This is a genomic window from Gabonibacter chumensis, assembly GCF_024741215.1.
Lineage (GTDB): Bacteria > Bacteroidota > Bacteroidia > Bacteroidales > Marinifilaceae > Gabonibacter > Gabonibacter massiliensis.
This window is the reverse complement of sequence record NZ_JANSKB010000001.1, coordinates 987,341-1,011,932: the sequence shown is the minus strand read 5'-3', so window position 1 is coordinate 1,011,932 and position 24,592 is coordinate 987,341. Positions and strand designations below refer to the sequence as shown.

Here is a 24,592-nt window from a genome sequence, read left to right as displayed (position 1 = left end):
ATCCATCAGATATGAACGAGATCCAGACAAAAATAATACTTTTATTTGGCATTTAACCCATTTTTTTCTGACAAAAAGAAAAGAGATTATAAAAAACATCAAGTGAATAAATGATTTACAATATGGATATTTCGACACTTGGCATACAGGAAATCGTCAGCGCCTTTATGGTTCTATTCGCGGTAATCGACATTACGGGTTCCGTTCCTATTATTATCGACATCCAGAATAAACATCATAAATTAAACGCAGCCAAAGCAGCTTTGTTTTCGTTTCTTATCCTTTTCGGTTTTCTTTTTGTCGGAGATGCCTTATTAGGGTTATTCAGCGTGGACATCTCTTCCTTTGCCGTTGCCGGAGCCCTGATTATTTTCGTTTTAGCCGTGGAGATGATTTTCGGAATCGAAATTTTTAAAAACGACGGGCCGACCGATGCCGCCGCAATCGTTCCCCTGGTTTTCCCTCTTATCGCCGGAGCTGGAACCTTAACGACCCTGTTAGCCTTAAAAGCGGAATATCATACCATCAATATTATTATCGCCTTAATACTGAACATCATTGTCGTCTACTTGGTGATAAAGAATGTTTCTTTAGTGGAAAAAATATTCGGCAAGGGAGGAGTATACATCCTGAGAAAATTCTTCGGAATCATTTTGCTGGCCATCTCTGTAAAATTATTTACCAGTAATTTAACCTCATTGATCGAGACGTTGAATCCGTAAATCTTCTTTTGTCGATTATTTACAATAGCGATTCAAATATTGCCCCACACTCGTTACACCGAGAGTTTTGGCCTTTTTCCAATCACGGCAAGCTTCTGTCCTCTTTCCGGTTTTAAAATAAGCAATTCCTCTATTAGCATAGAGTGCTCCGCTTTTATCGTTCAATGACAAGGAGTAGGTATAATCCTGTATGGCTTTCTGAAACTCACTTCGTTTCAAATAACAATTTCCGCGATTCAAATAATAAGCATAAGTCAAGCCAAACTCTTCGCCATTTTTCTTAGCGTATTTGATAGCTGAAGTATACTCTCTTATCGCTTCAGCGAAACGATTCTCGTTTTGATAGACATTTCCTAAATAATAGCAAATCTCATCATCTTCAATAAAAATAGCTTGTGCTCTTTTCAGGTACTCCTTTAGTATTGATATTTGATTCGTCTGAGGACAAGCCTGATTCAACGAAATATAAATATCTCTCAATTTCGGATTCAATTTGGCTGCTGCCAGTAATTTGGGAACAGCCTCTTTATACTTACCATCTTTAATATCCTCATTCGCCTCATTCAGCAATTCGATCGGCTTGTTTATTTCACGTACATCAATCTGACCGAAAGATCCTTTAGTTACAATCCAAAAAGACAATATAATTAAGCCGGTTATTTTCATATTTCAGTAATTGGTACAGTTTATCATCAACATTTCAATGTCAAAAATAAAAAAAATAATTGTTAATAAAAACACCAACGCAAAAAAAGATATAGAAAATATATAAAATTAACTCGCTTTATTCCTAAAAAAAGGGATGACATACGCCATCCCTTTCTTACAAACCTACCTATCATTAGAAAGAAACCATTAAGCGCAATTGCAGCTGATGGAAATTTTTATCATTGGGGAAATAAACATTATCCAGATTAGCGTATTGGTACTCACCCATCACTTTGACATATTGATTAAACGAGTAGTTCAATCCCAAAGTAACGGCATGCATTCTTCCTCCGCCGATACTGGTTGAAACCACCGGGTAATCTTTTATCTCTCCATTCGGATAGAACTTATGATTGCCTATCAAGAACACATCACCCTTATTGATATCATTCAAATTCGTGTAACTATAACGAGCGACCACTTCAAGTCCGCCTTTATCGTTCATTCCTCCCAACAAAGCGTATTCGTCATCATAGGTATAAGCCTTACCGCACAACAAATAGCCTAACTCGACATACGCGGCATCGAACTTGGAAGCACGAATCGGGTTTCCATTCTGCCAGGACACCAGAGTTTGCCAACTTTGCTGACCTCCCAATTGATTTTCGAACAAAGTCAAATCATCCCGGTCTTTCCAGATTTTTTTGAAAATATATTCTCCGCGGAAGAAGAAACGATCCGTTCTGAACAATAATTCAGGATTTACATTCAACGTATTTTTAGCCCAAGCCACATCTGCATTCAAGAAACGGGTAGTTGCATCCACATAAGTTTGCATGTTGGCCTCGATTTCCAAGTTGGTCTTAAACACGTTATCATTAATAACTTCACCGCTGTTGATCCGTCCGTAACGCATGCCGATACCGAACTGCAACGTCATATAGTCATTATTGATCGGTTTGTATAACCAACGACCGCTTAAACTAAATCCTTGGAATCCTGCAATCTGGTCGTTGTATTTGTTTTCGGCAAAAAAGCCCTGATCCGCAAAAAAGTTCCGGTCAAAATACTTGTAGGTAACACCCAAGGCACGTCCGGGAGACAACGCATTCACCCCCGCGGGACGAGAAATAAAGTGATAATTATACAGACTGGTATTCAAACTCATCGTGGACGGTTCATTAAAATAACCGGCTTTCACGCTATGAATGCCATTTACAGACTCTTTGAAATTATACCTTACAAAAATATTTTTCTGCTTGAAGGTTCCCTTGGAGAAATCGAAATCAGCATAAAAATAGAAATTTTTCCAAGTCAGCGAAGTACGGATGCGGGCATCTGTAATTGCGGCCCCCGATTTCATGGGAGTAAATTCCGTATGATAATAAGCGAAATCGGCAAAAAGACGACCACCGGCTGTAAGTTTAAGTCCGTTTTCCTTATTAATATATTTCAACAAAGGCTCGACATCCTGATCCTGAGCTTTTATCACGTTAGAAGACAGCATGGCAGCTACTAACACAAGAGGGAATAATATATATTTCTTCATTTGTATATGCTATTAAATGTGATTATTTTTCGTAACCCAACTCTTCCAGTAATTGACGTGCATCCGGTACAGTCTGAGGAGCATCTTTACTTCTCCAATTAAAATTAATCATGTATTGAAGAGACATATCCGAGTGGTTAGTGAACAACGCATCCAGATAGGGAGCCTTAAAGACGGCTCCGCCCTCTACTCCATAATTATACTGACCAAAATATTTAGCCATCTGATCATAAGTATCGAAAGTATACGGATGATTCTTCATTTTTGCCCGGTGAATCAAATGATTTTGCCAGGGTTTGTTTAATTCCGGATAGTTATTGGGAGCTCCACCGATACACGGTCCGATGAAATGAGCTTTATACTGTACTCCCAAATTAATGAAAGAGGCATATCCGGTAGGATCGTCATATGTCAGATCAGTAGCCCCACTTCCCAGCCACAACAAGAAACACATCGGAACTTTTCCTTCAAAAACCTTACTCACCTGTACCAAACTTTGTAAAGAGAAAGTTTGAAGAACTACCTTACCGTTCGTATTGCCGACATTCACTTTATGATTTTTATAGAAAGGTTCATTTTCGTTTGCCGGCTCGGTAATAATATTCATATGCAATTCCGATAACTCATCATATACCATTTGCTCAAATCCCGCCGGATTCAACCACGGTTCCTTGAATTCGATGTAGATACCCGGAATATTTCCGCTAAGTGCACCTCCGTCAGCCTTTGTATCTACGATATACTCGAAATCATATTTGACGACCTTATCAACCGTAACAAAATTTATGGGATTGGTAATGGTTTTGTTCGTAGCCGTCATTCCGGTTACGACACGCTCTCCTTCCGGTTTCTTCCAAAGCCCAAAAGGATCCGTTTCTCCCGCTTTGTATCTCTTCAAACGATACCCTTTTGAATACATTACCAAATCTTCCAAAGTCGAAATATATTGATGTTGTTCCACGAACCCGGCGCGCGCCTGCTCTAAACTGCTCTCGTTGAACCATCTTCCAGCATCCAAATGCATCAATTCATAGTAAGTATAAGAAGAAGGATAATTGGGAACGAAATTTTTCGTATCCACGATCATCAAACTATCGATTTGTGCGGCGGTATATCCCAATTTCTCGTAGTACTCTTTTCTCAATTCCGTGGGAAGAGCCTCACCGAAAACATCCGCAATATTAGTAGTACGTTTCAAATCCGTATCATGCAAAGCCAATACCACTCCATCCTTCGACACCTGCAAGTCGCATTCCAAATAATCGGCGCCGATCTCTCTCGCCCAACGATAAGCGGCTTCTGTCTCTTCCGGCGTCCAGAACGTAGAACCTCTATGAGCCATCACGGCATATTCCGGAACATAATCCCGAACTTTTTGCATCTCTTCAGACAAAGTCGCCACGTGTACGCGGTCGACATCAACTGTCACATCATTAAATTTTTGATCTTCACACGACATCACGGAGGCTACTAACCCGCATGCCCATGCGACATGAAATAGTCTTTTAATCATAATTTCGATTTTTAGGAATGTTAATGATTATTTTTAACAAGATATTGTTCCTCTTTATATGTAAATCCGATAAACAGGAATGCTAATGCACAAGCCAAGAGCAAGACGATGAAGTTCCAATTCCAGCCGAAATGTTGAACAACATACCCTAAACCTATATTTGCCAACAAGGCTGTTCCGAAGAAGTAACCGAAAAATCCGGTTAATCCAGCCGATGTTCCCGCGGCTTTCTTAGGAGCCAAATCCAACGCGTGCACTCCGATAAGCATTACAGGGCCGTATATCAAGAATCCTATGGCAATCAAACAAATACTGATAGCCATCGGAGTTCTGGCAAATTGCCAGTAAACGAAAATAAACACGGCGACCAATACCATATAAATCATAGTGGTCAAAGCACGACGTCCTTTAAACACCCGGTCACTCAACCAACCGCAAACAATCGTACCGGGAATGGCCGCAAACTCATAAGCAAAATAAGCCCATCCGATACTCTTTATGTCGAAGTCCCGCGCCTCTTTCAAATAGGTCGGAGCCCAATCCAATACGCCATAACGTACTAAATAAATAAAAGCATTAGCAATGGCAATAAACCACAATGTTTTGTTATTCAATACATACTTGAAGAAAATCTCCTTCGTTGTCAGCTCCTCTTCCGATTTGGCACTATAATTTTTCGGATAGTCGTTCCGAAACTCCTCGATAGGAGGCAAACCGCAAGACTGAGGAGTATCCCGAATCAACAAGAAACTGATTACGACAATGAAAAGAGCGACAACCGCGGGGAACCAAAAGGTACCGGCTTGCCACGAGCCGAACCAAACCATACCGACAGCAGCCATAGGACCGATCGCAGCCCCACCTACATTATGAGCGCAATTCCATATAGACATTTTAGTTCCTCGCTCGTTTTGAGAAAACCAGTGGGTCATCACCCGCCCACTGGGAGGCCATCCCATACCCTGAAACCAACCGATCAGGAATTGCAATATAAACATCGACACGATGGAAGAAATTCCCAAGCCCGTTCCCAGGATGATGGTCACCAAAGCCGAAAGCAACAATCCTAACGGCAAAAATTTCCGGGCACTACTGCGATCGGAAACACCTCCCATCAAAAACTTGGAAAGACCGTACGCGATAGCGTTGGCCGAGATGGCAACACCCAAAAGTCCTTTGTCGAATCCCATCTCCACAAGATACGGCATTGCAAGCGCAAAATTCTTTCTAACGAGATAATAACCAGCGTATCCGATAAAGATACCAATGAAAACCTGCCAACGTAACCGATTGTACGTCGGAGCTATTTCTTCCTTTGGAAGCAAGGGCTTATGAGGCTCCGGTTTCAAAAAACTCCACATGTGTTTAGATTTTAATTATTTACAATTAATTTATTTCTACCTGTCATTCTACTCCATCCCAAAGAGTAAAAATTCATCTGTTTTTTCCGAATTTCGAATAAATCATCTGATACCGTAAGATTTTTTACATACCGATCCCTGTTCCTTCCCGAATCGGACAGAAGAAATTGTTTTTCAAACACAGCCTCTAATTCAGCGTAAAACGGAAATCCATCCATCCTGTTTTCTCGGTTCATAACTTACGCGTTAATATTAACAATAACAGATAAATCTAATTTCAAAATGAACTCATGCGAAATAGTTTGCTTGCAAATTCGAAACAATTTAATTTCAATTCGCACCAAAAATAGAGAATAACATTTTTAAATCAAAATAAAATTCAACAAAATTTAGATCAATATTTCGTTTTAACATTTTATATTTACGAAATAAAACATTCTCTCTTTCAAAAAAAATGACAAACGTACTATTCCAAAACGCTTGCCAATATTGATATCGGATGTTCACAACGTTTCGTTGTAGACATTTCAATCTGCCATTTACATGTTTCACAATCGGTAGCAACATAATCGATATCGCAAGACTCGATTTGCTTAAATAACGAGTTACCAATATCTTGTGAAGTCTTATAATTTTCTTTTTTGAAACCATAAGTTCCCGCTATACCACAACATTGCGAATCCAATACGATTAACTCCATATCGGGAATCAATTTCAATAATTCGATCGAATAATAAGACCAACCCAATTTTTCCATATGGCAAGGCGTGTGGTAAGCAACTCTCCATTTTTTTCCTTTTTTAAAATTCAGCTTGACTTCCCGTTGACTCAACAATCGATATATATAACGCGTGGCCAATTCCACCTTATCTCGAACATCCGTATTCTCTATATTCAATAAATGCGGATATTCATCGCGAATAGTGAATGTACAGGTTGAAGAAGTAGCGATTACCGGCATATTTCTCTCTATCACAGACTCCCGAATGGACTTAATGTTTGCATTCGCCTGTTTTTGAGCTTGTTTTATAAAACCATTGGAGATCAGGGCGACCCCGCAACACTTTTCTTTTTTCAATAACTGCACTCCCACCCCGAAAGCATTCATTACCTTGATCAGATCTTTTCCCAGCTGCGGATTATTATAATTCACGTAACAACCATGAAAATAGCTGACTTGTTCCGGGTAAGCCGCCTGTTTCTCCGCCTGTTTCTTATACCAGCTTTCAAAAGTACCAAAAGCGTATTTAGGGAATGAACGCCTATGATCGATTTTCATTACACCGTCCAAAACCGCCTTGACGGGTTTCATTCCTAATGTCATATTTACAATCGGGGCCAAAGGAGTCGACAAACTGCCTACCAAATCCGTATTGGCTAATATAAAATCACGGAATTTCGGTTTTTTATCGCTATATTTAATACGAGCGGACTGAATGATATCCCCTATCTTCACGTTAGAGGGGCAAGCGACCTCACATCTCTTGCAATTAATACAATATTTCAGCGCTTCATCATAAAAATCAAACTTTTTCAAACGTAACCGTTCCCCATCGGGACCGGCCTGCTTGGGACCCGGGTAAGCCGGATTTACAGCAGCAACAGGACAATATACCGTACAAATCGTACATTTGATACATTGTTCGAAATTATTATCGCTAATATTATGTTGTTGAAGATTCATGTCGTCCGTTTTATTTACTTAAAATTCGCTCTGCTACATACAACGCACTTAAAATAGAGACCCCGGCACCACACCCCTCCTTCATCGCGTTGCAACCTTCCAATACCGCTCCCGCTACATATAGATTATCCAAAGGCTCACCTCGATACATCCCCCGGAAATCGGTATTCGTTTTTACGCCAAAAGATTGATAAGGTTGCACCTCGAATACATTATGACGATACCACTGTTCCCGATCTTTCAGGTAAGAGACATCCAAATCGAAAACAGGTTCATATATCCGGTCCGGTTCGGCAATCAGCCCCTGGCTAAAATAGCTTCCCGTGGCCAGCACCACCTGCTGCCCCACGAAAGGGATATCCCCATGGTCAGCAGAGTAAAGGCGCATGATCCGTCTTCCCTCCCTATCCGCCTTCAGCACCGTATCTCCCGGCATATAGACTCCTCCCGCCTGTTGAAAACTCCTGCATAATCGCTGTTGTGCCCGAATTCCGGGCACAGAGGGCGGAAGCGTGGATACCAAACGAACAGGTTTTTTTATTTCATTTTGCACGTAATCCAATACATTATCCCGCCCCAGACCGAGAATTGCCGGCAGAACGACCGCCTCGCAATCGACACTTTTCTCTCTAAGTATACGAATCAATTCATCCAAATTTTCAGGATGATCAAACACGCGGGCAATATTTACGGAACGCATCTCCGTCGGATTTTTCCGCAAATTCTCCAGGGCAGGAAAATGAATAAGATGAACCCTACACTCCGTTCCCATCTTACAAAATTCATCCACAATAAATTGCGTGTAAAAATCCAAAAATCCCGTAACATTAAAAACAGCTATCTTTTTCCAAGGCAACCGATCTTTTTCAGCAGACATCAATTGCTCTTTTAAGGTCAGCCAAGTAGGTTTCATCGTTCCCATGGGAGTGATCCGGTAATGATTCTTCCGTTCATCTCCGGAAACCGGTACTCCGGCCTCTTCAAGAAATGATTTTGCCTTTGCCGCCAATGTTGCAAACTTCTCTACTCCCAACTTCGCGTAAGGGTGTTCCGGAGCTTGTAAGATCAATTTTTCGACGGCCTCCAAAGGATGATTCACCCCGGTTCCATCAGGTAACGCATTCAACAGATCGAAAGAACCAGAAGAAAAATGCAGGGCACTTTGGCCCGAAGATATGATAACGCAACGTTGTCCTCTTTTTGACAAATAAATACCGCAAATCAATCCGGACAAACCTCCGCCTATAATAACCGTATCAAATTTCATATTATTCTTCTTGTTTTTGAGACCATGTTAAACCGCATACGCCTTCATAAACCCAAGACGTGTATTCACTCTCGCGTAAAGTATCACCCCAGGCAATCGGGGCCATTCCTTTCCATCTCTCGTTCAGAAAAGAGGAGAGATCTTCTTTCGCCCTTCTCGTGCAGGATTTATGCAGATCGCTCATCAGCCCCGCGGCGCGACAAGCACAAAGTTCTCCTTGACAAGTACCCATTCCGACACGCGTCCTCCGCCTCAAATCGACCAGGTTATTCACATCCAGCTCGTTTAAGGCGTATTTCACCTCTCCTACCGATACCTCCTCGCATTCACAGACCAAACTGTTGTCCAAAGAGGTATTTTCAGAAAATTTACCGGCCATATCACCGTGACGGGAAATCGTGGCATTCCGCTGTGTTGAAGGTATAGAAAGAATTTTTTTACTTATCTCTTCCACATTTTCCCGGGAACCGGGCAATTTTTCCGTGGCCGTGGTACAAACAGCCGAAATATTCAATTTTTTACAGACCAGATCACTCGTCCATTCAGCCATCAACCGATAAGTCATTAATTTTCCGCCTGTAATCGTTATAAATCCCTCCAATCCATCCCGAACGGCATGATCCAACAAAACGATACCCCGACTCACATTCCGCCCGCTGGGATCATTATCCGATGCTACTAAAGGACGGACGCCCGCGTAAGCCCGGAGGATTCGGGTTTGAGCCAGAACAGGTGACAATTTCTCCCCCTCTCTCAGCAACAAATCGACTTCTCCCGAGGTAACACACATATGATCGATCTCCTCAAAAGGAACCTTACTCGAAGTCGTTCCGATCAGGCAAATGGTATCTCCCGGCACAAGAATATCCGCATCCGCCGGCTTCCGGCATCTGTTCAAAACAATATGATTCACCCGATGTCCGAAAATCAACAAGGCACCCTTCGACGGCAACATATTAATATCGATTCTCGCCAACCGGGCTATATTATGTCCCCAAATTCCTCCCGCATTAACAACTACCGAAGCATAATACGACTTCACCTCTTTGGTCTTATGATCCAACACCTTTACCCCGACAACGCGGTCCTGTTCCCGCAAAAGCTCCGTCACCTCGTGATAAGTCAACACCTTAGCACCGTGATGCTTCGCATCCATTATATTGGAAGCCGTCAATCGAAACGGATCTACGGCACCATCCGGAACACGAACAGCTCCGATAATATCCGGATTAGCCGCCGGCTCTAACCGCAAAGCTTCTTTCGGATCAATAACATCCGCCCGAATTCCAGCCTGGCGACAAGCCTCTACAAATTTGGCCTGATAAGCGATATCATCCTCCGGCAAACTAAGAAACAGACCATCCGTTTCCTCCACACAATGACTGGCTATTTTGCGTAGAATCATATTTTCCTTAATACACTCTTCCGCCGACTCTTTATCGGTCACGGCGTAACGAGCCCCACTATGCAACAATCCATGATTCCTACCCGTAGCTCCAGTCGAGATGTCGAAACGTTCGACCAACAGCACCCGCAATCCTCGACGCGAACAATCCCTCGCCGTCCCCGCTCCGGTAGCTCCCCCGCCAATAACAATGACATCAAATGGCTTTGTAGTATCCTGTTTCATATACAGAAATTTTTAGTTTTGTTACAAAGAAACAAACAAAACGAAATAATTCAAAACAAAAACGCAATTATTTTTACTTAATTCATAACAAAACGAAACAATTAATGAGAATAAAGGTTTCTAATCGTAATACATTGCCACTCCAAAAGCAGATTTATTTGCGGTACAAAATATTTTTCAGGAAGCTCCGGTACATCGGCTTCTTGTTTAATCCAGTATATAATTGGCAGCTGTTTTTTCAAATCGCTCTATCTGCGATTTTTTCCAGATCTCATCATACCCTAACTCTTTCGCGACAATCTCAGCAACCTTCGGGGCAACCTCTATCGCAACCCGAGCATCAAGAAACAACAACCTAACCCTTCTGGCCAAAACATCCTCCACGTTCCTGGCCATCTCCTCCCTGACTGCCCATACCACCTCCGCTACCGTATAATCGTATTTAGGACTTAATTTTTCTCTCATTGCCGGATCGCTATCCATCAATTTTTTTATCCCGTCCACATCAGAACCATAAACATATAAATGATCCGAAAGATCCGGATTCAGACGGTAACCATGAATATGATACGTTTTTGTCATGCATTTCCGTTCCTCCAGTAATTGCATTTTTATAGCCTGATCCACGGTATCTTCCGCCATCCGCCTGTAAGTCGTCCATTTTCCCCCCGTAATGGTGATCAGATTATTCGGAGAAACTATAATCTTATGACTTCGCGAAATCTCCTTCGTACTCTTCCCCTCCTTTTTGGGAGCAGCTAAAGGACGCAAACCCGCGAAAGCGGACAACACATCCTTACGGGTAGGTTTGCGCGTCATATACTTCCCCGCGGTATTCAATATGAATTCAATCTCTTTTTCCAAGGGTTTAGGTTCAAATTCCGGTTTTTCCCGCAAAGTATCCGTTGTCCCGACAACAACTTTATCGTGCCACGGTACAGCAAAAAGTACCCGGCCATCATCCGTTTTCGGTATCATAATCGCGTAATCACTTTGCAGGAACGATTTATCCAAAACCAAATGAACTCCCTGGCTGGGACGTACCATATGCTCCCCCGTGGGAGTATCCATCTGCATAATATCATCCACAAATACACCTGCCGCATTTATAACGACTTTCGCTTGAACTTCATATGATTTTTCGGTTTCCATATCTACCACTTCCACCCCTTTTACTTTCCCTTCCGTACCATGAATCAAACCCGTAACTTTCATATGATTTATAGGACATCCCCCGTTATCTATACAAGACTGTACTAAATTGACAGCCAGACGGGAGTCATCAAACTGACCGTCATGATAGATGACACCCCCTTTCAACCCCTTTTCACGAAGCACGGGAATGTGCTTCAAAGATTTCGATTTAGATACATATAAAGAACGTCCTAATCCCAAACGTCCCGCCAAAAGATCGTATAAAGTCAAACCGACCGTATACAAAATATTATCCCAATACCTGTAATTGGGGATTAAAAAAGATTGATTCTTCACCAAATGCGGAGCATTCTTCTTCAATAGTCCACGTTCATAAAGAGCTTCCAGCACGAGCCCCACATCACCTTGAGCCAAATACCGTACACCGCCATGAACCAACTTCGTACTCCTACTGGAAGTACATTTTGCAAAATCATCATATTCAAATAAAGCAACACTAAATCCTCTAAGAACTGCATCAACAGCAACCCCAAGTCCTGTAGCCCCACCCCCTATGACTACTACATCCCAAGTCTTAGATGTATCTGTAATTTTTCCGATTAAATCATTACGTTTCATCTGTTTATAATTTATATCCATACCATGCGATGCTCGTCGATTAACTCCGGACATCTAAGTTAACATACGAAATAATATAATAAAAGTTCTCTTTTTTAAAGGAGCTTCATCCGGCCTTCAAAATAAATTATTAACTTCGTCCAACTTAATTTATAAGTCTCAGGTGTATATATCATTACAATAAACGACATTTATAACTACAAAATAGGATGAAAACATTATCCGTAAAGGAAAGGCATAATTATATTCTGGAAGCTTTACGTCAACAAGGCTCTATATCCGTTGTAGACCTGGCGAACCAACTAAAGGTCTCCTCCGTTACCATCCGAAAAGACTTAACCCTGTTAGAGGAAAAAAAGATGTTGTATCGTACCCACGGTAGTGCCATCCTTATCAACCCATATATCAACGACCGGCATGTAAGCGAAAAAGAGAAATTCTACACGGAAGAAAAACGTCTGATAGGAATAAGTGCAGCCCAATTGATCACCCCCGATGATTCCATCTTGATCGCCTCGGGAACCACCATGCATGCCCTTGCCAGACAAATTCAAGCCCAAGGACATCTTACCGTAATAACGGCAGCTATAAACGTAACTAATATACTGGCCCGTAATCCGAACATCGACATTATTCAATTGGGAGGTTTCGTGCGCAACAGCGCCCTCTCTGTCGTAGGAAATTATGCTGAAAATATGCTTGAATATTTTTCATGCAGCAAATTATTCATGGGTGTCGACGGAATTGATTTGGAATACGGGTTGACAACAACCAATATGATGGAAGCCAATTTAAATCGAGTAATGATGAAGGCTTCACAAAAAACAATCGTATTGGCAGATTCTTCCAAATTCGGTCGGCGGGGATTCAGTAAAATCTGCGATCTGGATGCCATTGACCATATCATCACGGATAACAAGATCCCCTCTAAAATTTTAAACGATTTACAAGAAAGGGGAATCGAAGTAACGGTAACCGACATTCATACGCCTAACACGTAAATGTACAAATTTAATTCCATTCGAGCGGGACGCCATATATTTAAATATGTTGCGAAAAGAGATTATATATCATAATTCTATTATTTTTATACCAAACAAATCATTTAAACGATCAAACATGAAACTATTTTCATTTTTCATTTCCATTATTTTCCTGTTGAGTATTCCAAAGGCATTTGCTCAACACGAGGCACTGTGGATGCGTTATCCCGCCATCTCCCCGGACGGAACGACCATCGTTTTCTGTTACAAGGGAGACCTATTCACGGTAGACAGCAAGGGAGGAAAAGCTACGCAACTCACGACAAACCCGGCTTACGACACCCAACCGATATGGTCCCCGGACGGTAAAAGCATCGCTTTTGCTTCGGATCGAGCAGGCGGCCTTGATGTTTATGTCATGCCCGCGACAGGAGGTTCTCCTACCAGACTTACATTTCATTCCAATTCCGAGATTCCGGTATGTTTTACTCCAGACGGAAAAAGTATTATTTACAGAGCAACGATCTTACCCGATGTCCATTACACCCAGTTTCCCAACAGCGCACAAATGTATCGTATTCCCGTAGGAGGCGGAAGACCGGAACAATTTCTGACTTTTGAGGCTTACGATATTCATTTTAATAAAAAAGGAGACCGGATCGTTTATCATGACCGAAAAGGCTACGAAGATAATTGGCGGAAACACCATACCTCTTCTGTCACCCGCGATATCTGGTTACACGATCTGAAAACGGGCAAATTCACTAATATCACGAACAAAGAGGTCGAAAACCGGAATCCTATTTTCACAAAAGATGAAAAAAGCATCTATTTCCTAAGTGAACGCTTCGGGGATTTCAATGTATGCAAATTATCACTCGAAAATCCTTCACAAGTAAAACAATTGACCAAACACCGTAAACATCCGGTACGTTTTCTCTCCATGTCAGATAACGGGACCTTATGTTATTTTTACAACGGAGAAATTTATACCTGTAAAGAAGGCGAACAACCTCAAAAACTGACCATCCAAATCACAACCGATGAGATAGAACCGAGCTCAATCTTACAAAATTTAACTTATGGGGCAACAGAAATGGCATTATCGCCCAACGCAAAAGAGATTGCTTTCGTCCTCAGGGGAGATATTTTTGTCAGTTCAGTCGAATACGGCACAACGAGACGAATCACTAATACCCCGACACAAGAACGCTCCGTAAGTTTTTCTCCGGACGGACGATCTTTAGTATACGCCGGAGAACGAAACGGAGGCTGGAACATCTATGTTTCCTCCCTGACGGATAGTACGGATCACTCGTTCACATATGCAAAAGAGATCAAAGAATCTCAAATCACAAACAGTAAAAATGCCTGTTTCCAACCGGCTTTTTCTCCGGATGGAAAAGAGATCGCTTATTTGGAAAACAGAACCGAAATCAAAGTGATCCAGCTTAAAAACAAAAAAACAAGAACCGTATTAGACGGGAAATACAATTACTCTTACGCGGATGGAGATCAATGGTATCAATGGTCCCCGGACGGGAAATGGATATTGGCGCAATATTTTGAAAAAGGAGGCTGGCAATATACGGACATCGCTCTTGTCAAAGCCGACGGTAGCGGAGAAATACATAACCTGACCAATAGCGGATACAATGATAGTAATCCTAAATGGATGATGAACGGCAAAGTGATCATCTGGTCTACCGACCGACAAGGTTACCGTAGTCACGGAAGCTGGGGTTCCCAATACGATGTTTATGCCCTGTTCCTGGACTCGGAAGCCTGGGATGAATTCAAAAGAAACAAGGAAGAATCGGCCTTAGCCAAAGAGATGACAAAGAACGCTAAAAAACAGAAAGAAGAGAAGACGACGGAGAAAAAAGATAAACTTCCCGAACTGAAGATCGATTTTAACAATCTGGAAGATCGTATAGCTCGTCTCACGATCAACTCTTCCAATTTAGGAGACGCTATTTTAACAAATGACGCGAACAAACTCTTCTACATGAGTCGTTTCGAAGGAGGCTACGACCTATGGGTCAGAGATCTCAAAGAGGGAAGCACCCGTATCCTATCCAAGCTAAACAGTCGTTATGCCAGCCTGGAAATGGATAAAGAAGGTAAAAACATCTACATGTTGTCGGGCGGACGCCTCAGCAAAATCGACGTCAATTCCGGAAAAGTAACCCCTTTGCCATTCAATGCCGAATTAGAACTCCAAAAAGCAGCCGAACGCCAATACATCTATGAACATGCCTGGCGACAAGTAAAAGATAAATTCTATGATCCGGATCTTCATCAGTTGGATTGGAATTTTTATAAAAAAGCCTATGAGCGTTTCTTGCCGCATATCAATAACAATTACGATTTCGCTGACCTGCTTAGTGAATTATTAGGCGAACTAAATGCCTCCCACACGGGTGCAAGATATTTCGGGACATACAACAAAACTCAAACAGCCTCCCTGGGAGCCTTTTATGACGCCAAATACAAAGGTAACGGTTTAAAAATTGAAGAGATCATCGAGAAAGGCCCGCTTGTTTCCGCCGACACCAGAATCAAAGCAGGAACAATCATCGAAAAGATCAACCAGCAAGAAATCAAAGCAGGAGAAGATTATTTCCAACTATTACAAAATTTAGCGGGGAAAAGAGTCCTTCTTTCCCTTTATGATCCGACGACCAAAGTACGTTGGGAAGAATACGTGAAACCCATTTCATCAAGACAAGAAAACGCCCTGTTATACAAACGTTGGGTAAAACAACGTAAAGTTTTGGTAGACAAATTATCGCAAGGCAGAATCGGTTATATACATGTCAAAGCTATGGACAGCCAAAGCTTCCGGGAAGTTTTTTCCGAACTACTGGGACGTTATCGTAACCGGGAAGCCATTATTATCGACACCCGTTCGAACGGAGGAGGGTGGCTTCATGAAGACCTGCTAACGCTATTAAGCGGTAACATATACGCCCAATTCGTCCCCAGAGGGCAATACATCGGCCGGGACCCTCTATTCCAATGGGCCAAACCTTCTGCGGTAATCATGAGCGAAGACAATTACAGTAATGCACACGGTTTCCCGTGGGCCTACAAAGAGATGAAGCTCGGTAAATTAGTCGGTATGCCGGTTCCCGGAACCATGACTGCCGTATGGTGGGAACTTCAACAGGACCCGACACTTGTATTCGGTATCCCTCAAGTGGGTATGAAAGATAACCAAGGACGCTATTTGGAAAATCTTCAATTGGAACCGGATATAAAAGTCAATAACGATCCGGCGAATGCCATAAAGGGGAGAGACCTTCAGGTCGAAGCTACCGTTAAAGCCTTACTGGAAGATCTTGATAATAACTAAAATAAGAGAGCAACTCAATATAAGGTGAGTTGCTCTCTTTAACTACTCTAATCCGCTAACTTCCCGCCTGTTTCTATCGACAACTTATTCATCGTTCCGTATATACCTTAGCCGATCGTGCAAAACAAGATATGCCACCTCCTATTTGGGAAACATAGAATACGATTATACTTTTTCTTGTATACCCATTCATTCTTACGATACTCACGATTCTAAGCTTAGGGAATAAAAGATTGAGAAATTAGGAGATTCCGTGATTAGGAGATTAAAGGATTGTAGATTGTAGATTGAATTCCGTTTTTAATTTACAATTTACAATCTAAAATCTAAAATAAAAAAAGCCACGATCTCTCGTGGCTCTTATCGAAATCGTAGCGAGATCCGGGATTGAACCGGAGACCTCATGATTATGAATCATGCGCTCTAACCAGCTGAGCTACCTCGCCAGAGAAAAATCGCCCTAATAAATTAGAACGATTTTTTAAATTCGGCATCGACCTACTCTCCCACCTCGCGGCAGTACCATCGGCGCTAACGGGCTTAACTTCTCTGTTCGGAATGGGAAGAGGTGGATCACCGTCGCTGTAGATACCTTTTAATACCTTTAAAAAAATTCAACGCCTCGCGTCAAATCTAAAGCTCGTTTGAATGAGAGGGACATCGAACGTGGAAATGAAACAACCAACAGAGTATATCGGGTGATTAGTACCGCTCGGCTATGCCGTCACCGGCTGTACACCTGCGGCCTATCAACGTCGTCGTCTACAACGACCCTAAATGGAGATCTCATCTTGAGGCCGGCTTCGCGCTTAGATGCTTTCAGCGCTTATCCGATCCGCGCGTGGCTACCCGGCCGTACGACTGGCGTCATAACCGGTTCACTAGAGGCGCGTCCAACCCGGTCCTCTCGTACTAGAGTCAGGACCTCGCGAATCTCCAACGCCCACGACAGATAGGGACCGAACTGTCTCACGACGTTCTGAACCCAGCTCGCGTGCCACTTTAATCGGCGAACAGCCGAACCCTTGGGACCTTCTCCAGCCCCAGGATGTGACGAGCCGACATCGAGGTGCCAAACCGCCCCGTCGATATGAGCTCTTGGGGGCGATCAGCCTGTTATCCCCGGAGTACCTTTTATCCTTTGAGCGATGGCCATTCCACACTGGAACCACCGGATCACTATGCCCCGCTTTCGCGCCAGATCGACTCGTGTGTCTCCCTGTCAAGCACCCTTGTGCCATTGCACTCTACACTTGATTACCGAACAAGTTGAGGGTACCTTTGGAAGCCTCCGTTACGCTTTTGGAGGCGACCACCCCAGTCAAACTACCCACCACGCGGTGTCTCTATCACTAGATTAGATCCCAGACAAGGGAAGGGTCGTATTTCAACGATGACTCCATGATTCCTGACGAAACCACTTCTATGTCTCCGACCTATCCTACACGTCCCGTGCCCGGGAACAACGCGAAGCTGCAGTAAAGGTTCACGGGGTCTTTCCGTCCCGTCGCGGGTACCCGGCATCTTCACCGGAACTACAATTTCACCGAGCTCGTGGCCGAGACAGTGCCCAGATCGTTACACCATTCGTGCAGGTCGGAACTTACCCGACAAGGAATTTCGCTACCTTAGGACCGTTATAGTTACGGCCGCCGTTTACCGGGGCTTCAATTAGGGGCGTCGATCACTCTAACCCCTCCTCTTAACCTTCCGGCACCGGGCAGGTGTCAGGCCATATACGTCATCTCGCGATTTAGCATAGCCATGTGTTTTTGGTAAACAGTCGCCTGGGCCATTTCTCTGCGGCTCTATCACTAGAGCGTCCTTTATCCCGAGGTTACAGGACCATTGTGCCTAGTTCCTTGGCCACGATTCACTCGAGCGCCTTGGTATACTCTACCCGACCACGTGTGTCCGTTTACGGTACGGGTCCTTCACGCTTGAAGTTTAGCGGGTTTTCTTGGGGGTGAAATTACGGGTACTATCCGCTCGACCGAAATCTCGCGGTACTATCGCCTTTCGCCTCGGCCGGCGTGCTTAACTACCGGCCTCGAAGGGTACGGGCTTCAACGTGCCATTCCGTCCGCACGCGACCCTGTCATCGCCCCGTCACCGCGTCACGACGTGAAGAAGTACGGGAATATTAACCCGTTCGCCATCGGCATCCCCCTTCGGGTTAGCCTTAGGGCCCGACTGACCCCCGGGTGATTGACATTGCCGGGGAAGCCTTGGTCTTGCGGCGTGGAGGGTTCTCGCCTCCATTATCGTTACTTATGCCTACATTTGCTTTTCCTGACGCTCCACGACACCTCGCGATATCGCTTCGACGCTGACAGGAATGCTCTCCTACCGACGTACCATTCAAGTACATCCTATAGCTTCGGTTGACGTTTTCATGCCCGTGTATTATCCACGCGGGAGCGCTCGACTAGTGAGCTGTTACGCACTCTTTAAATGAATGGCTGCTTCCAAGCCAACATCCTAGCTGTCTAGGCGATCCCACCTCGTTTATTCAACTTAAACGTCAATTCGGGACCTTAGCTGATAGTCCGGGTTATTCCCCTCTCGTCCGCGGACCTTAGCACCCGCGGGCTCGCTCCATCGATTTGAAGTTACCGCATTCGGAGTTTGGCCGGATTTGATAGGCGGTGAAGCCCTCGCGTCCAATCAGTAGCTCTACCTCGGTAACGAAACTCGACAGGCTGCACCTAAATGCATTTCGGAGAGTACGAGCTATTTCCCAGTTTGATTGGCCTTTCACCCCTACCCTCGCCTCATCCGAAAACTTTTCAACGTTTACCGGTTCGATCCTCCAGATGGTGTTACCCATCCTTCAACCTGGACAAGGGTAGATCACAAGGTTTCGCGTCTAGCGCCACTGACTTTGCGCCCTATTAAGACTCGCTTTCGCTTCGGCTCACGGGTCTCCAGACCCTTAACCTCGCCAGTGACGACTAACTCGTAGGCTCATTATGCAAAAGGCACGCCGTCACCACATCGCGTGGCTCCGACCGCTTGTAGGCGCGCGGGTTCAGGGTCTATTTCACTCCCCTGCTCGGGGTGCTTTTCACCTTTCCCTCGCGGTACTGGTTCACTATCGGTCTCTCGGGAGTGTTTAGCCTTACCGGGTGGGCCCGGTGAATTCAGGCAGGATTACTCGTGTCCCGCCTTACTCAGGATACCGTTATCACGGGAAGGTATTTAGCGTACTGGGCTTTCACCATCCACGGCGTCGCTTTCCAGCGACTTCTGCGTCTTCCTCTCCATGACATTACACGGTCCTATAACCCCGCTGGCGCCTCGACGCCAACGGTTTGGGCTACGCCCCGTTCGCTCGCCGCTACTGGGGGTATCACTGTTGTTTTCTTTTCCTGCGGGTAATGAGATGTTTCAGTTCCCCGCGTTCGCCTGCTATATATAGCATGACACGCGTCCCGCGTGCCGGGTTGCCCCATTCGGAAATCCCCGGATCTATGGTCATTTGCACCTACCCGGGGCTTATCGCAGCTTGTCACGTCCTTCTTCGCCTCCGAGAGCCTAGGCATCCACCGCGCGCCCTTAATTTACTCTGTCATTATTAACGCTCGACTCCTTTAGCCTCGCCCTCGCCTCGCGGCCAGGGCGGCTCTTGATTATCGTTCTACTTTCGTTATATATCAATGTTTCATTTGTACATCGATGTCCCACCATGTCAAAGAACTTTAACGTGGAGAATAAGGGAGTCGAACCCTTGACCCCCTGCGTGCAAAGCAGGTGCTCTAGCCAACTGAGCTAATCCCCCGTGCGTCTTACCCGTTAAGAAATCACGCGTAGTCCCTCGCGGAGTTGAACCGCGGACCTCTACATTATCAGTGTAGCGCTCTAACCAACTGAGCTAAGAGACTGTCTTGAAATGAAACAAAAAGCGAGAAAAACGAGAAAAAAGGGGACTCCAGAAAGGAGGTGTTCCAGCCGCACCTTCCGGTACGGCTACCTTGTTACGACTTAGCCCCAGTTACCGGTATTACCCTAGATCGGCCCTCGCGGTTCCGAGCTTCAGGTACTCCCGGCTTCCATGGCTTGACGGGCGGTGTGTACAAGGCCCGGGAACGTATTCACCGCGCCATGGCTGATGCGCGATTACTAGCGAATCCAACTTCACGGGGTCGAGTTGCAGACCCCGATCCGAACTAAGACCGGTTTTCGAGATTGGCTCGCCGTTACCGGCTCGCGACCCTCTGTACCGGCCATTGTAACACGTGTGTCGCCCCGGGTGTAAGGGCCGTGCTGATTTGACGTCATCCCCGCCTTCCTCGCACCTTACGGTGGCAGTCTCGATAGAGGGCCCGGCCTGACCGGTGGCAACTATCGATAGGGGTTGCGCTCGTTATGGGACTTAACCCGACACCTCACGGCACGAGCTGACGACAACCATGCAGCACCTTGCAAGTGGTCCCGTGGGAAAGGGATGTTTCCAACCCATGCAACCTGCATTTAAACCCGGGTAAGGTTCCTCGCGTATCATCGAATTAAACCACATGTTCCTCCGCTTGTGCGGGCCCCCGTCAATTCCTTTGAGTTTCATCGTTGCCGACGTACTCCCCAGGTGGCTCACTTTTACTTTCGCTCGACCCCGGACCGTCTGTCGCCCAGGGCCAGTGAGCATCGTTTACGGCGTGGACTACCAGGGTATCTAATCCTGTTCGCTACCCACGCTCTCGAGCATCAGCGTCAGTTACAGCCTGGTCAGCTGCCTTCGCTGTCGGGGTTCCAGGTGATATCTATGCATTTCACCGCTACTTCACCTGTTCCGCCAACCTCGTCTGCACTCTAGCCCGGCAGTTTCAACGGCGTGCTACAGTTTAGCTGCAGTCTTTGACCGCTGACTTGTCGGGCCGCCTACGCTCCCTTTAAACCCAATGAATCCGGATAACGCTCGCATCCCCCGTGTTACCGCGGCTGCTGGCACGGAGTTAGCCGATGCTTATTCCTGAAGTACTGGCAGGCGGGGACACGTCCCCGCGGTTCTTCCTCCAGAAAAGAGGTTTACAGGCCATGGACCCGTCTTCCCTCACGCGACTTGGCTGGTTCAGGCTCGCGCCCATTGACCAATATTCCTCACTGCTGCCTCCCGTAGGAGTCTGGTCCGTGTCTCAGTACCAGTGTGGGGGACCTTCCTCTCAGAACCCCTAGACATCGTCGGCTTGGGGGGCCGTTACCCCGCCAACTACCTAATGTCCCGCGTGCCCATCCGTCACCACCGGAGTTTTAACGTCAACGGCATGCGCCATCAACGTCTCATGGGGTGTTAGTCCGCGTTTCCACGGGTTATCCCCCGGTGACGGGCAGGTTGCACACGTGTTACGCACCCGTGCGCCGGTCGCCGGCAGAGTGTTGCCACTCCCCGCTGCCCCTCGACTTGCATGTGTTAAGCCTGTCGCTAGCGTTCATCCTGAGCCAGGATCAAACTCTTCATGATAAAAAATCTTTACTTTTTTGTTCTTCCTGTCCCGGTTTAATTCTCGCGCTCCTGACAACTCTCGTCATCAAAAGCCACGCTCGCTTTTTGTCACTTCAATATCTTTAAGAACTCGTCTCTCTCTGTCTTTCGGCTCCCGCCTTTTTTAACGGCGAAAGCGGACGCGAATATAACACCTTTTATTCTTCCCTTCCAAATCTTTTTCACTATTTTTTCGAACTTTTTTCACCCCCCTCGTTCAACACCTCCAAGCCCGTTTCGTGTCGCTACCCCTCCGGAAAGCGGGTGCAAAGATAAACAAACTTTATCCCCTTCTCCAAATTTTTTACCACATTTTTTCCCGGAAAAATTTTAACAGGCAATTATCAAGCTGAACCTGAAAGAATTAAAAAATGTCCCCCCCGGAAAACTACTGCCAACGAAAAGGAAAAACTCGACAACACAGCGAGAACGAAAATTAAAAGATGAAAAGATTAGAAGAAGAGATTGGGAGATTAAAAAGATTGACGATTGTAGATTGACGATTGCAAATTTAAAAACAGCGTTCAATCTACAATCTAAAATCTACAATCTACAATTTACAATGAACGGACGGATTAGGAGATTAAGAGATTAAGGGATTAAAGGATTAAGAGATTTGAATCACTAAATCTCAGAATCATTGAATCACTAAATCATTCTAATCGTCAATTAAAACATCTGACAAGATAGATTTTAAATCGGGATATTGCATTCGATAGCCGGAACGTAACGTTCGAAAGGGGATCACATTAGCAGAGCGAGTCAATACCAAAGCAGATTCTCCCAACAGCATCAGTAATACTTTCTCAGGAACTTTTATTGTTATTTTTATTCTAATATGTTCTTCCAAGGTTTTGATAAACTCTAAGTAACTAAGTGTATTTGGAATAACCATATTGTAAATCCCTTCTATATCTCTGTTTTCTATGGCGTACCGGATAAAACCGGCAATATCTTTAACATGCACCACCGGAAAAGTTTGCTTCCCGCTTCCCATGATCAAGAATAAATGAAACCGAAAGGATGGTTTGAGTTTCTTCAAAACTCCCCCATTTTTCCCCAGCACGATTCCGAATCTCAAAATAACCTTACGCACACCCTCCAAATACGCTACTTCTTTTTCCCAACCCTTTACAACTTCTGCCAAGAAACCGGAATCATAAGTTGTGGCATTTTCATCACTTACGCTCCCTTCCTTATATATACCCACGGCCGAAGCATTGATGAAAACCTGAGGTTTTCGCTGAAGTGCATTGACGGCCTTCACCAGGTTTCGAGTCGCCAATACCCTGGAACGCATAATCTCTTCCTTCCCGCGAGCTGTCCAACGGCCCATAATACTTTTACCGGCAAGATTAACAATCACGTCAGCATCTTCGATACATACCTTCAATGCCATCCCTCCCTCAAACAACACGTTTCTCGGAATCGCATTGACCTTATATCCATATTTTTCAAAAATACCTCGTATGGTTTCTCCGATAAAACCATGTATCCCCGTAATATAAATATTCTTCATAACGCTCTGCATTTTGTACCATTACCCATCTATATCTTCTACGGAAAAATACAGCATAAGCTACTCGTTTCAACTATTATTTTTAGGAATTACCTTCTATTTTGAATTTATCCATATATCGGCTTCGGCAATTTCTGTTTCGAAATTCACGCCATTGCTCCGATACAAAATAAAAATCTCATTTTCGCCGGACATTAATCTTTGTTTTTTATATTTATCTTTACCGCAAAACAATTAATCTGCAACAAAATGAAATTTAATTCCATTCAATTGATCTATTTTTCACCAACTCACACTTCTCGGGAAGTGGCAAGGGCCATCGCAAAAGGAACTCAACTTCCCATCGGAAAAGAGATCGACTTGACGCCCGCGTCAAACGCAACATCAATCGAAGCTGAGAATACATTAACAATCATAGCTGTTCCGACTTACGCGGGTCGAGTTGCGCAAACGGCCTTGGATCGATTAAAAATCATTAAAGCCTATCAATCGCCAGCCATTATCGCCGTTTTGTATGGTAATAGAGATTACGAAGATGCCTTAATCGAACTAAGAGATACGGTAAACGAACTCGGTTTTATTCCCATTAGTGGAGGAGCCTTCATCGGAGAACACTCTTACAGTACCTCCACAATGCCAACCGCTCCCGGACGGCCCGACCCATCCGATTTGCAAATAGCAAAAACATTAGGGAGAAAAAGCGTGGAGCAAGTGCATATCTACGGTTCTACCAGCGATATCCCTTTATTGGAAGTGAAAGGAAATATTCCTTACAAAGAAAAGAAACCCAAAACTCCCGCCTCTCCGAAAACCATAAAAGATTTATGTACCCGATGCGGATTTTGCGTCGAAATATGCCCTGTCGAAGCCATTCAACTGAAAGACGAAATCATAAGCAACGATGAAACTTGTATTAAATGTTGTGCCTGTGTAAAACAATGCCCCAGCCAAGCCAGAATATTCAATACCCCTTTTACGGAATTTCTTTTCAGGAACTTCCATGACCGAAAAGAACCGGAAATCTTCATGGCTGAATAACGACCCATAAGAACGGAGCAATGTACCGACAATCGATTAAGAGATTCAATTCAATCATTGGATCTCTT

The 24,592-nt window shown here is 44.5% G+C and carries 14 protein-coding genes, 3 tRNA genes and 3 rRNA genes; 4 read left to right on the top strand and 16 right to left on the bottom strand.

Translation table 11 applies throughout. The features are described from left to right. Positions 1-122 precede the first annotated feature (122 nt). A complete protein-coding gene (locus NVS78_RS04335) occupies positions 123-722 on the top strand; it encodes a MarC family protein (RefSeq protein ID WP_286358083.1) in 600 nt (199 codons plus the stop codon). Between the two features lie 15 nt (positions 723-737). Here NVS78_RS04335 and NVS78_RS04330 read toward each other — a convergent pair whose 3' ends face one another. The 9 genes from NVS78_RS04330 to NVS78_RS04290 form a co-directional block, all read right to left on the bottom strand. Next, positions 738-1,388, bottom strand: a complete 651-nt coding sequence (locus tag NVS78_RS04330) for a tetratricopeptide repeat protein (protein ID WP_286358082.1) — start codon at positions 1,386-1,388, stop codon at positions 738-740. 175 nt (positions 1,389-1,563) lie between these two features. Continuing rightward, complete coding sequence (locus NVS78_RS04325; protein ID WP_041502653.1) at positions 1,564-2,919, bottom strand: porin family protein; 1,356 nt, start codon at positions 2,917-2,919, stop codon at positions 1,564-1,566. 22 nt (positions 2,920-2,941) lie between these two features. Continuing rightward, positions 2,942-4,432: a glycerophosphodiester phosphodiesterase family protein gene (locus NVS78_RS04320; RefSeq protein WP_286358081.1), complete on the bottom strand. Its 1,491-nt coding sequence runs from the start codon at positions 4,430-4,432 to the stop codon at positions 2,942-2,944. Between the two features lie 20 nt (positions 4,433-4,452). After that, positions 4,453-5,793 carry a glycerol-3-phosphate transporter gene (glpT, locus tag NVS78_RS04315; protein ID WP_041502651.1) on the bottom strand — a complete coding sequence of 447 codons (1,341 nt, stop codon included), beginning with the start codon at positions 5,791-5,793 and terminating at the stop codon, positions 4,453-4,455. 11 nt (positions 5,794-5,804) lie between these two features. Further along, a complete protein-coding gene (locus tag NVS78_RS04310) occupies positions 5,805-6,029 on the bottom strand; it encodes a hypothetical protein (RefSeq protein WP_059026548.1) in 225 nt (74 codons plus the stop codon). 230 nt (positions 6,030-6,259) lie between these two features. Continuing rightward, positions 6,260-7,477 (bottom strand): anaerobic glycerol-3-phosphate dehydrogenase subunit GlpC, encoded by a 1,218-nt coding sequence (gene glpC / locus NVS78_RS04305; protein WP_286358080.1) that lies wholly within the window; start codon positions 7,475-7,477, stop codon positions 6,260-6,262. 10 nt (positions 7,478-7,487) lie between these two features. Next, positions 7,488-8,744, bottom strand: coding sequence for a glycerol-3-phosphate dehydrogenase subunit GlpB (gene glpB / locus NVS78_RS04300; RefSeq protein ID WP_286358079.1), 1,257 nt, complete (start codon positions 8,742-8,744; stop codon positions 7,488-7,490). Between the two features lies 1 nt (position 8,745). Next, a complete protein-coding gene (gene glpA, locus NVS78_RS04295) occupies positions 8,746-10,374 on the bottom strand; it encodes an anaerobic glycerol-3-phosphate dehydrogenase subunit A (protein ID WP_286358078.1) in 1,629 nt (542 codons plus the stop codon). Positions 10,375-10,581: 207 nt separating this feature from the next. After that, positions 10,582-12,147, bottom strand: a complete 1,566-nt coding sequence (locus tag NVS78_RS04290) for a glycerol-3-phosphate dehydrogenase/oxidase (protein ID WP_041502710.1) — start codon at positions 12,145-12,147, stop codon at positions 10,582-10,584. Positions 12,148-12,356: 209 nt separating this feature from the next. Between NVS78_RS04290 and NVS78_RS04285 the strand changes: the two genes are divergently transcribed. Together NVS78_RS04285 and NVS78_RS04280 are read left to right on the top strand one after the other, a co-directional pair. After that, a complete protein-coding gene (locus tag NVS78_RS04285) occupies positions 12,357-13,148 on the top strand; it encodes a DeoR/GlpR family DNA-binding transcription regulator (RefSeq protein WP_270517309.1) in 792 nt (263 codons plus the stop codon). Between the two features lie 118 nt (positions 13,149-13,266). After that, positions 13,267-16,488, top strand: a complete 3,222-nt coding sequence (locus NVS78_RS04280) for a S41 family peptidase (RefSeq protein WP_286358077.1) — start codon at positions 13,267-13,269, stop codon at positions 16,486-16,488. Between the two features lie 372 nt (positions 16,489-16,860). Here NVS78_RS04280 and NVS78_RS04275 read toward each other — a convergent pair. The 7 genes from NVS78_RS04275 to NVS78_RS04245 all read right to left on the bottom strand — a co-directional run bounded on the left by NVS78_RS04275 (position 16,861) and on the right by NVS78_RS04245 (position 23,486). Further along, positions 16,861-16,934, bottom strand: a tRNA-Met gene (locus NVS78_RS04275). 39 nt (positions 16,935-16,973) lie between these two features. Continuing rightward, positions 16,974-17,084, bottom strand: a 5S ribosomal RNA gene (gene rrf, locus NVS78_RS04270). A gap of 86 nt (positions 17,085-17,170) precedes the next feature. Continuing rightward, positions 17,171-20,060, bottom strand: a 23S ribosomal RNA gene (locus NVS78_RS04265). Between the two features lie 135 nt (positions 20,061-20,195). After that, a tRNA-Ala gene (locus NVS78_RS04260) sits at positions 20,196-20,269 on the bottom strand. Between the two features lie 29 nt (positions 20,270-20,298). After that, positions 20,299-20,372 (bottom strand) — tRNA-Ile (locus NVS78_RS04255). Between the two features lie 51 nt (positions 20,373-20,423). Further along, positions 20,424-21,946: ribosomal RNA gene (locus NVS78_RS04250) — 16S ribosomal RNA — on the bottom strand. The 16S, 23S and 5S rRNA genes sit together here with 3 tRNA genes alongside, the layout of an rRNA operon. Before the next feature lie 679 nt (positions 21,947-22,625). Next, positions 22,626-23,486, bottom strand: coding sequence for a TIGR01777 family oxidoreductase (locus tag NVS78_RS04245; RefSeq protein ID WP_286358076.1), 861 nt, complete (start codon positions 23,484-23,486; stop codon positions 22,626-22,628). Between the two features lie 249 nt (positions 23,487-23,735). Between NVS78_RS04245 and NVS78_RS04240 the strand changes: the two genes are divergently transcribed. After that, on the top strand, positions 23,736-24,524 hold the full coding sequence (locus NVS78_RS04240; protein ID WP_286358075.1) for a 4Fe-4S binding protein: 789 nt from the start codon (positions 23,736-23,738) through the stop codon (positions 24,522-24,524). Positions 24,525-24,592 lie beyond the last annotated feature (68 nt).

Bases quoted from the DNA above. Each gene is read 5' to 3' on its own strand.
- NVS78_RS04335 (WP_286358083.1), top strand. From the start codon at position 123: ATGGATATTTCGACACTTGGCATACAGGAAATCGTCAGCGCCTTTATG.
- NVS78_RS04330 (WP_286358082.1), bottom strand. From the start codon at position 1,388: ATGAAAATAACCGGCTTAATTATATTGTCTTTTTGGATTGTAACTAAA.
- NVS78_RS04325 (WP_041502653.1), bottom strand. From the start codon at position 2,919: ATGAAGAAATATATATTATTCCCTCTTGTGTTAGTAGCTGCCATGCTG.
- NVS78_RS04320 (WP_286358081.1), bottom strand. From the start codon at position 4,432: ATGATTAAAAGACTATTTCATGTCGCATGGGCATGCGGGTTAGTAGCC.
- glpT (WP_041502651.1), bottom strand. From the start codon at position 5,793: ATGTGGAGTTTTTTGAAACCGGAGCCTCATAAGCCCTTGCTTCCAAAG.
- NVS78_RS04310 (WP_059026548.1), bottom strand. From the start codon at position 6,029: ATGAACCGAGAAAACAGGATGGATGGATTTCCGTTTTACGCTGAATTA.
- glpC (WP_286358080.1), bottom strand. From the start codon at position 7,477: ATGAATCTTCAACAACATAATATTAGCGATAATAATTTCGAACAATGT.
- glpB (WP_286358079.1), bottom strand. From the start codon at position 8,744: ATGAAATTTGATACGGTTATTATAGGCGGAGGTTTGTCCGGATTGATT.
- glpA (WP_286358078.1), bottom strand. From the start codon at position 10,374: ATGAAACAGGATACTACAAAGCCATTTGATGTCATTGTTATTGGCGGG.
- NVS78_RS04290 (WP_041502710.1), bottom strand. From the start codon at position 12,147: ATGAAACGTAATGATTTAATCGGAAAAATTACAGATACATCTAAGACT.
- NVS78_RS04285 (WP_270517309.1), top strand. From the start codon at position 12,357: ATGAAAACATTATCCGTAAAGGAAAGGCATAATTATATTCTGGAAGCT.
- NVS78_RS04280 (WP_286358077.1), top strand. From the start codon at position 13,267: ATGAAACTATTTTCATTTTTCATTTCCATTATTTTCCTGTTGAGTATT.
- NVS78_RS04245 (WP_286358076.1), bottom strand. From the start codon at position 23,486: ATGAAGAATATTTATATTACGGGGATACATGGTTTTATCGGAGAAACC.
- NVS78_RS04240 (WP_286358075.1), top strand. From the start codon at position 23,736: ATGAAATTTAATTCCATTCAATTGATCTATTTTTCACCAACTCACACT.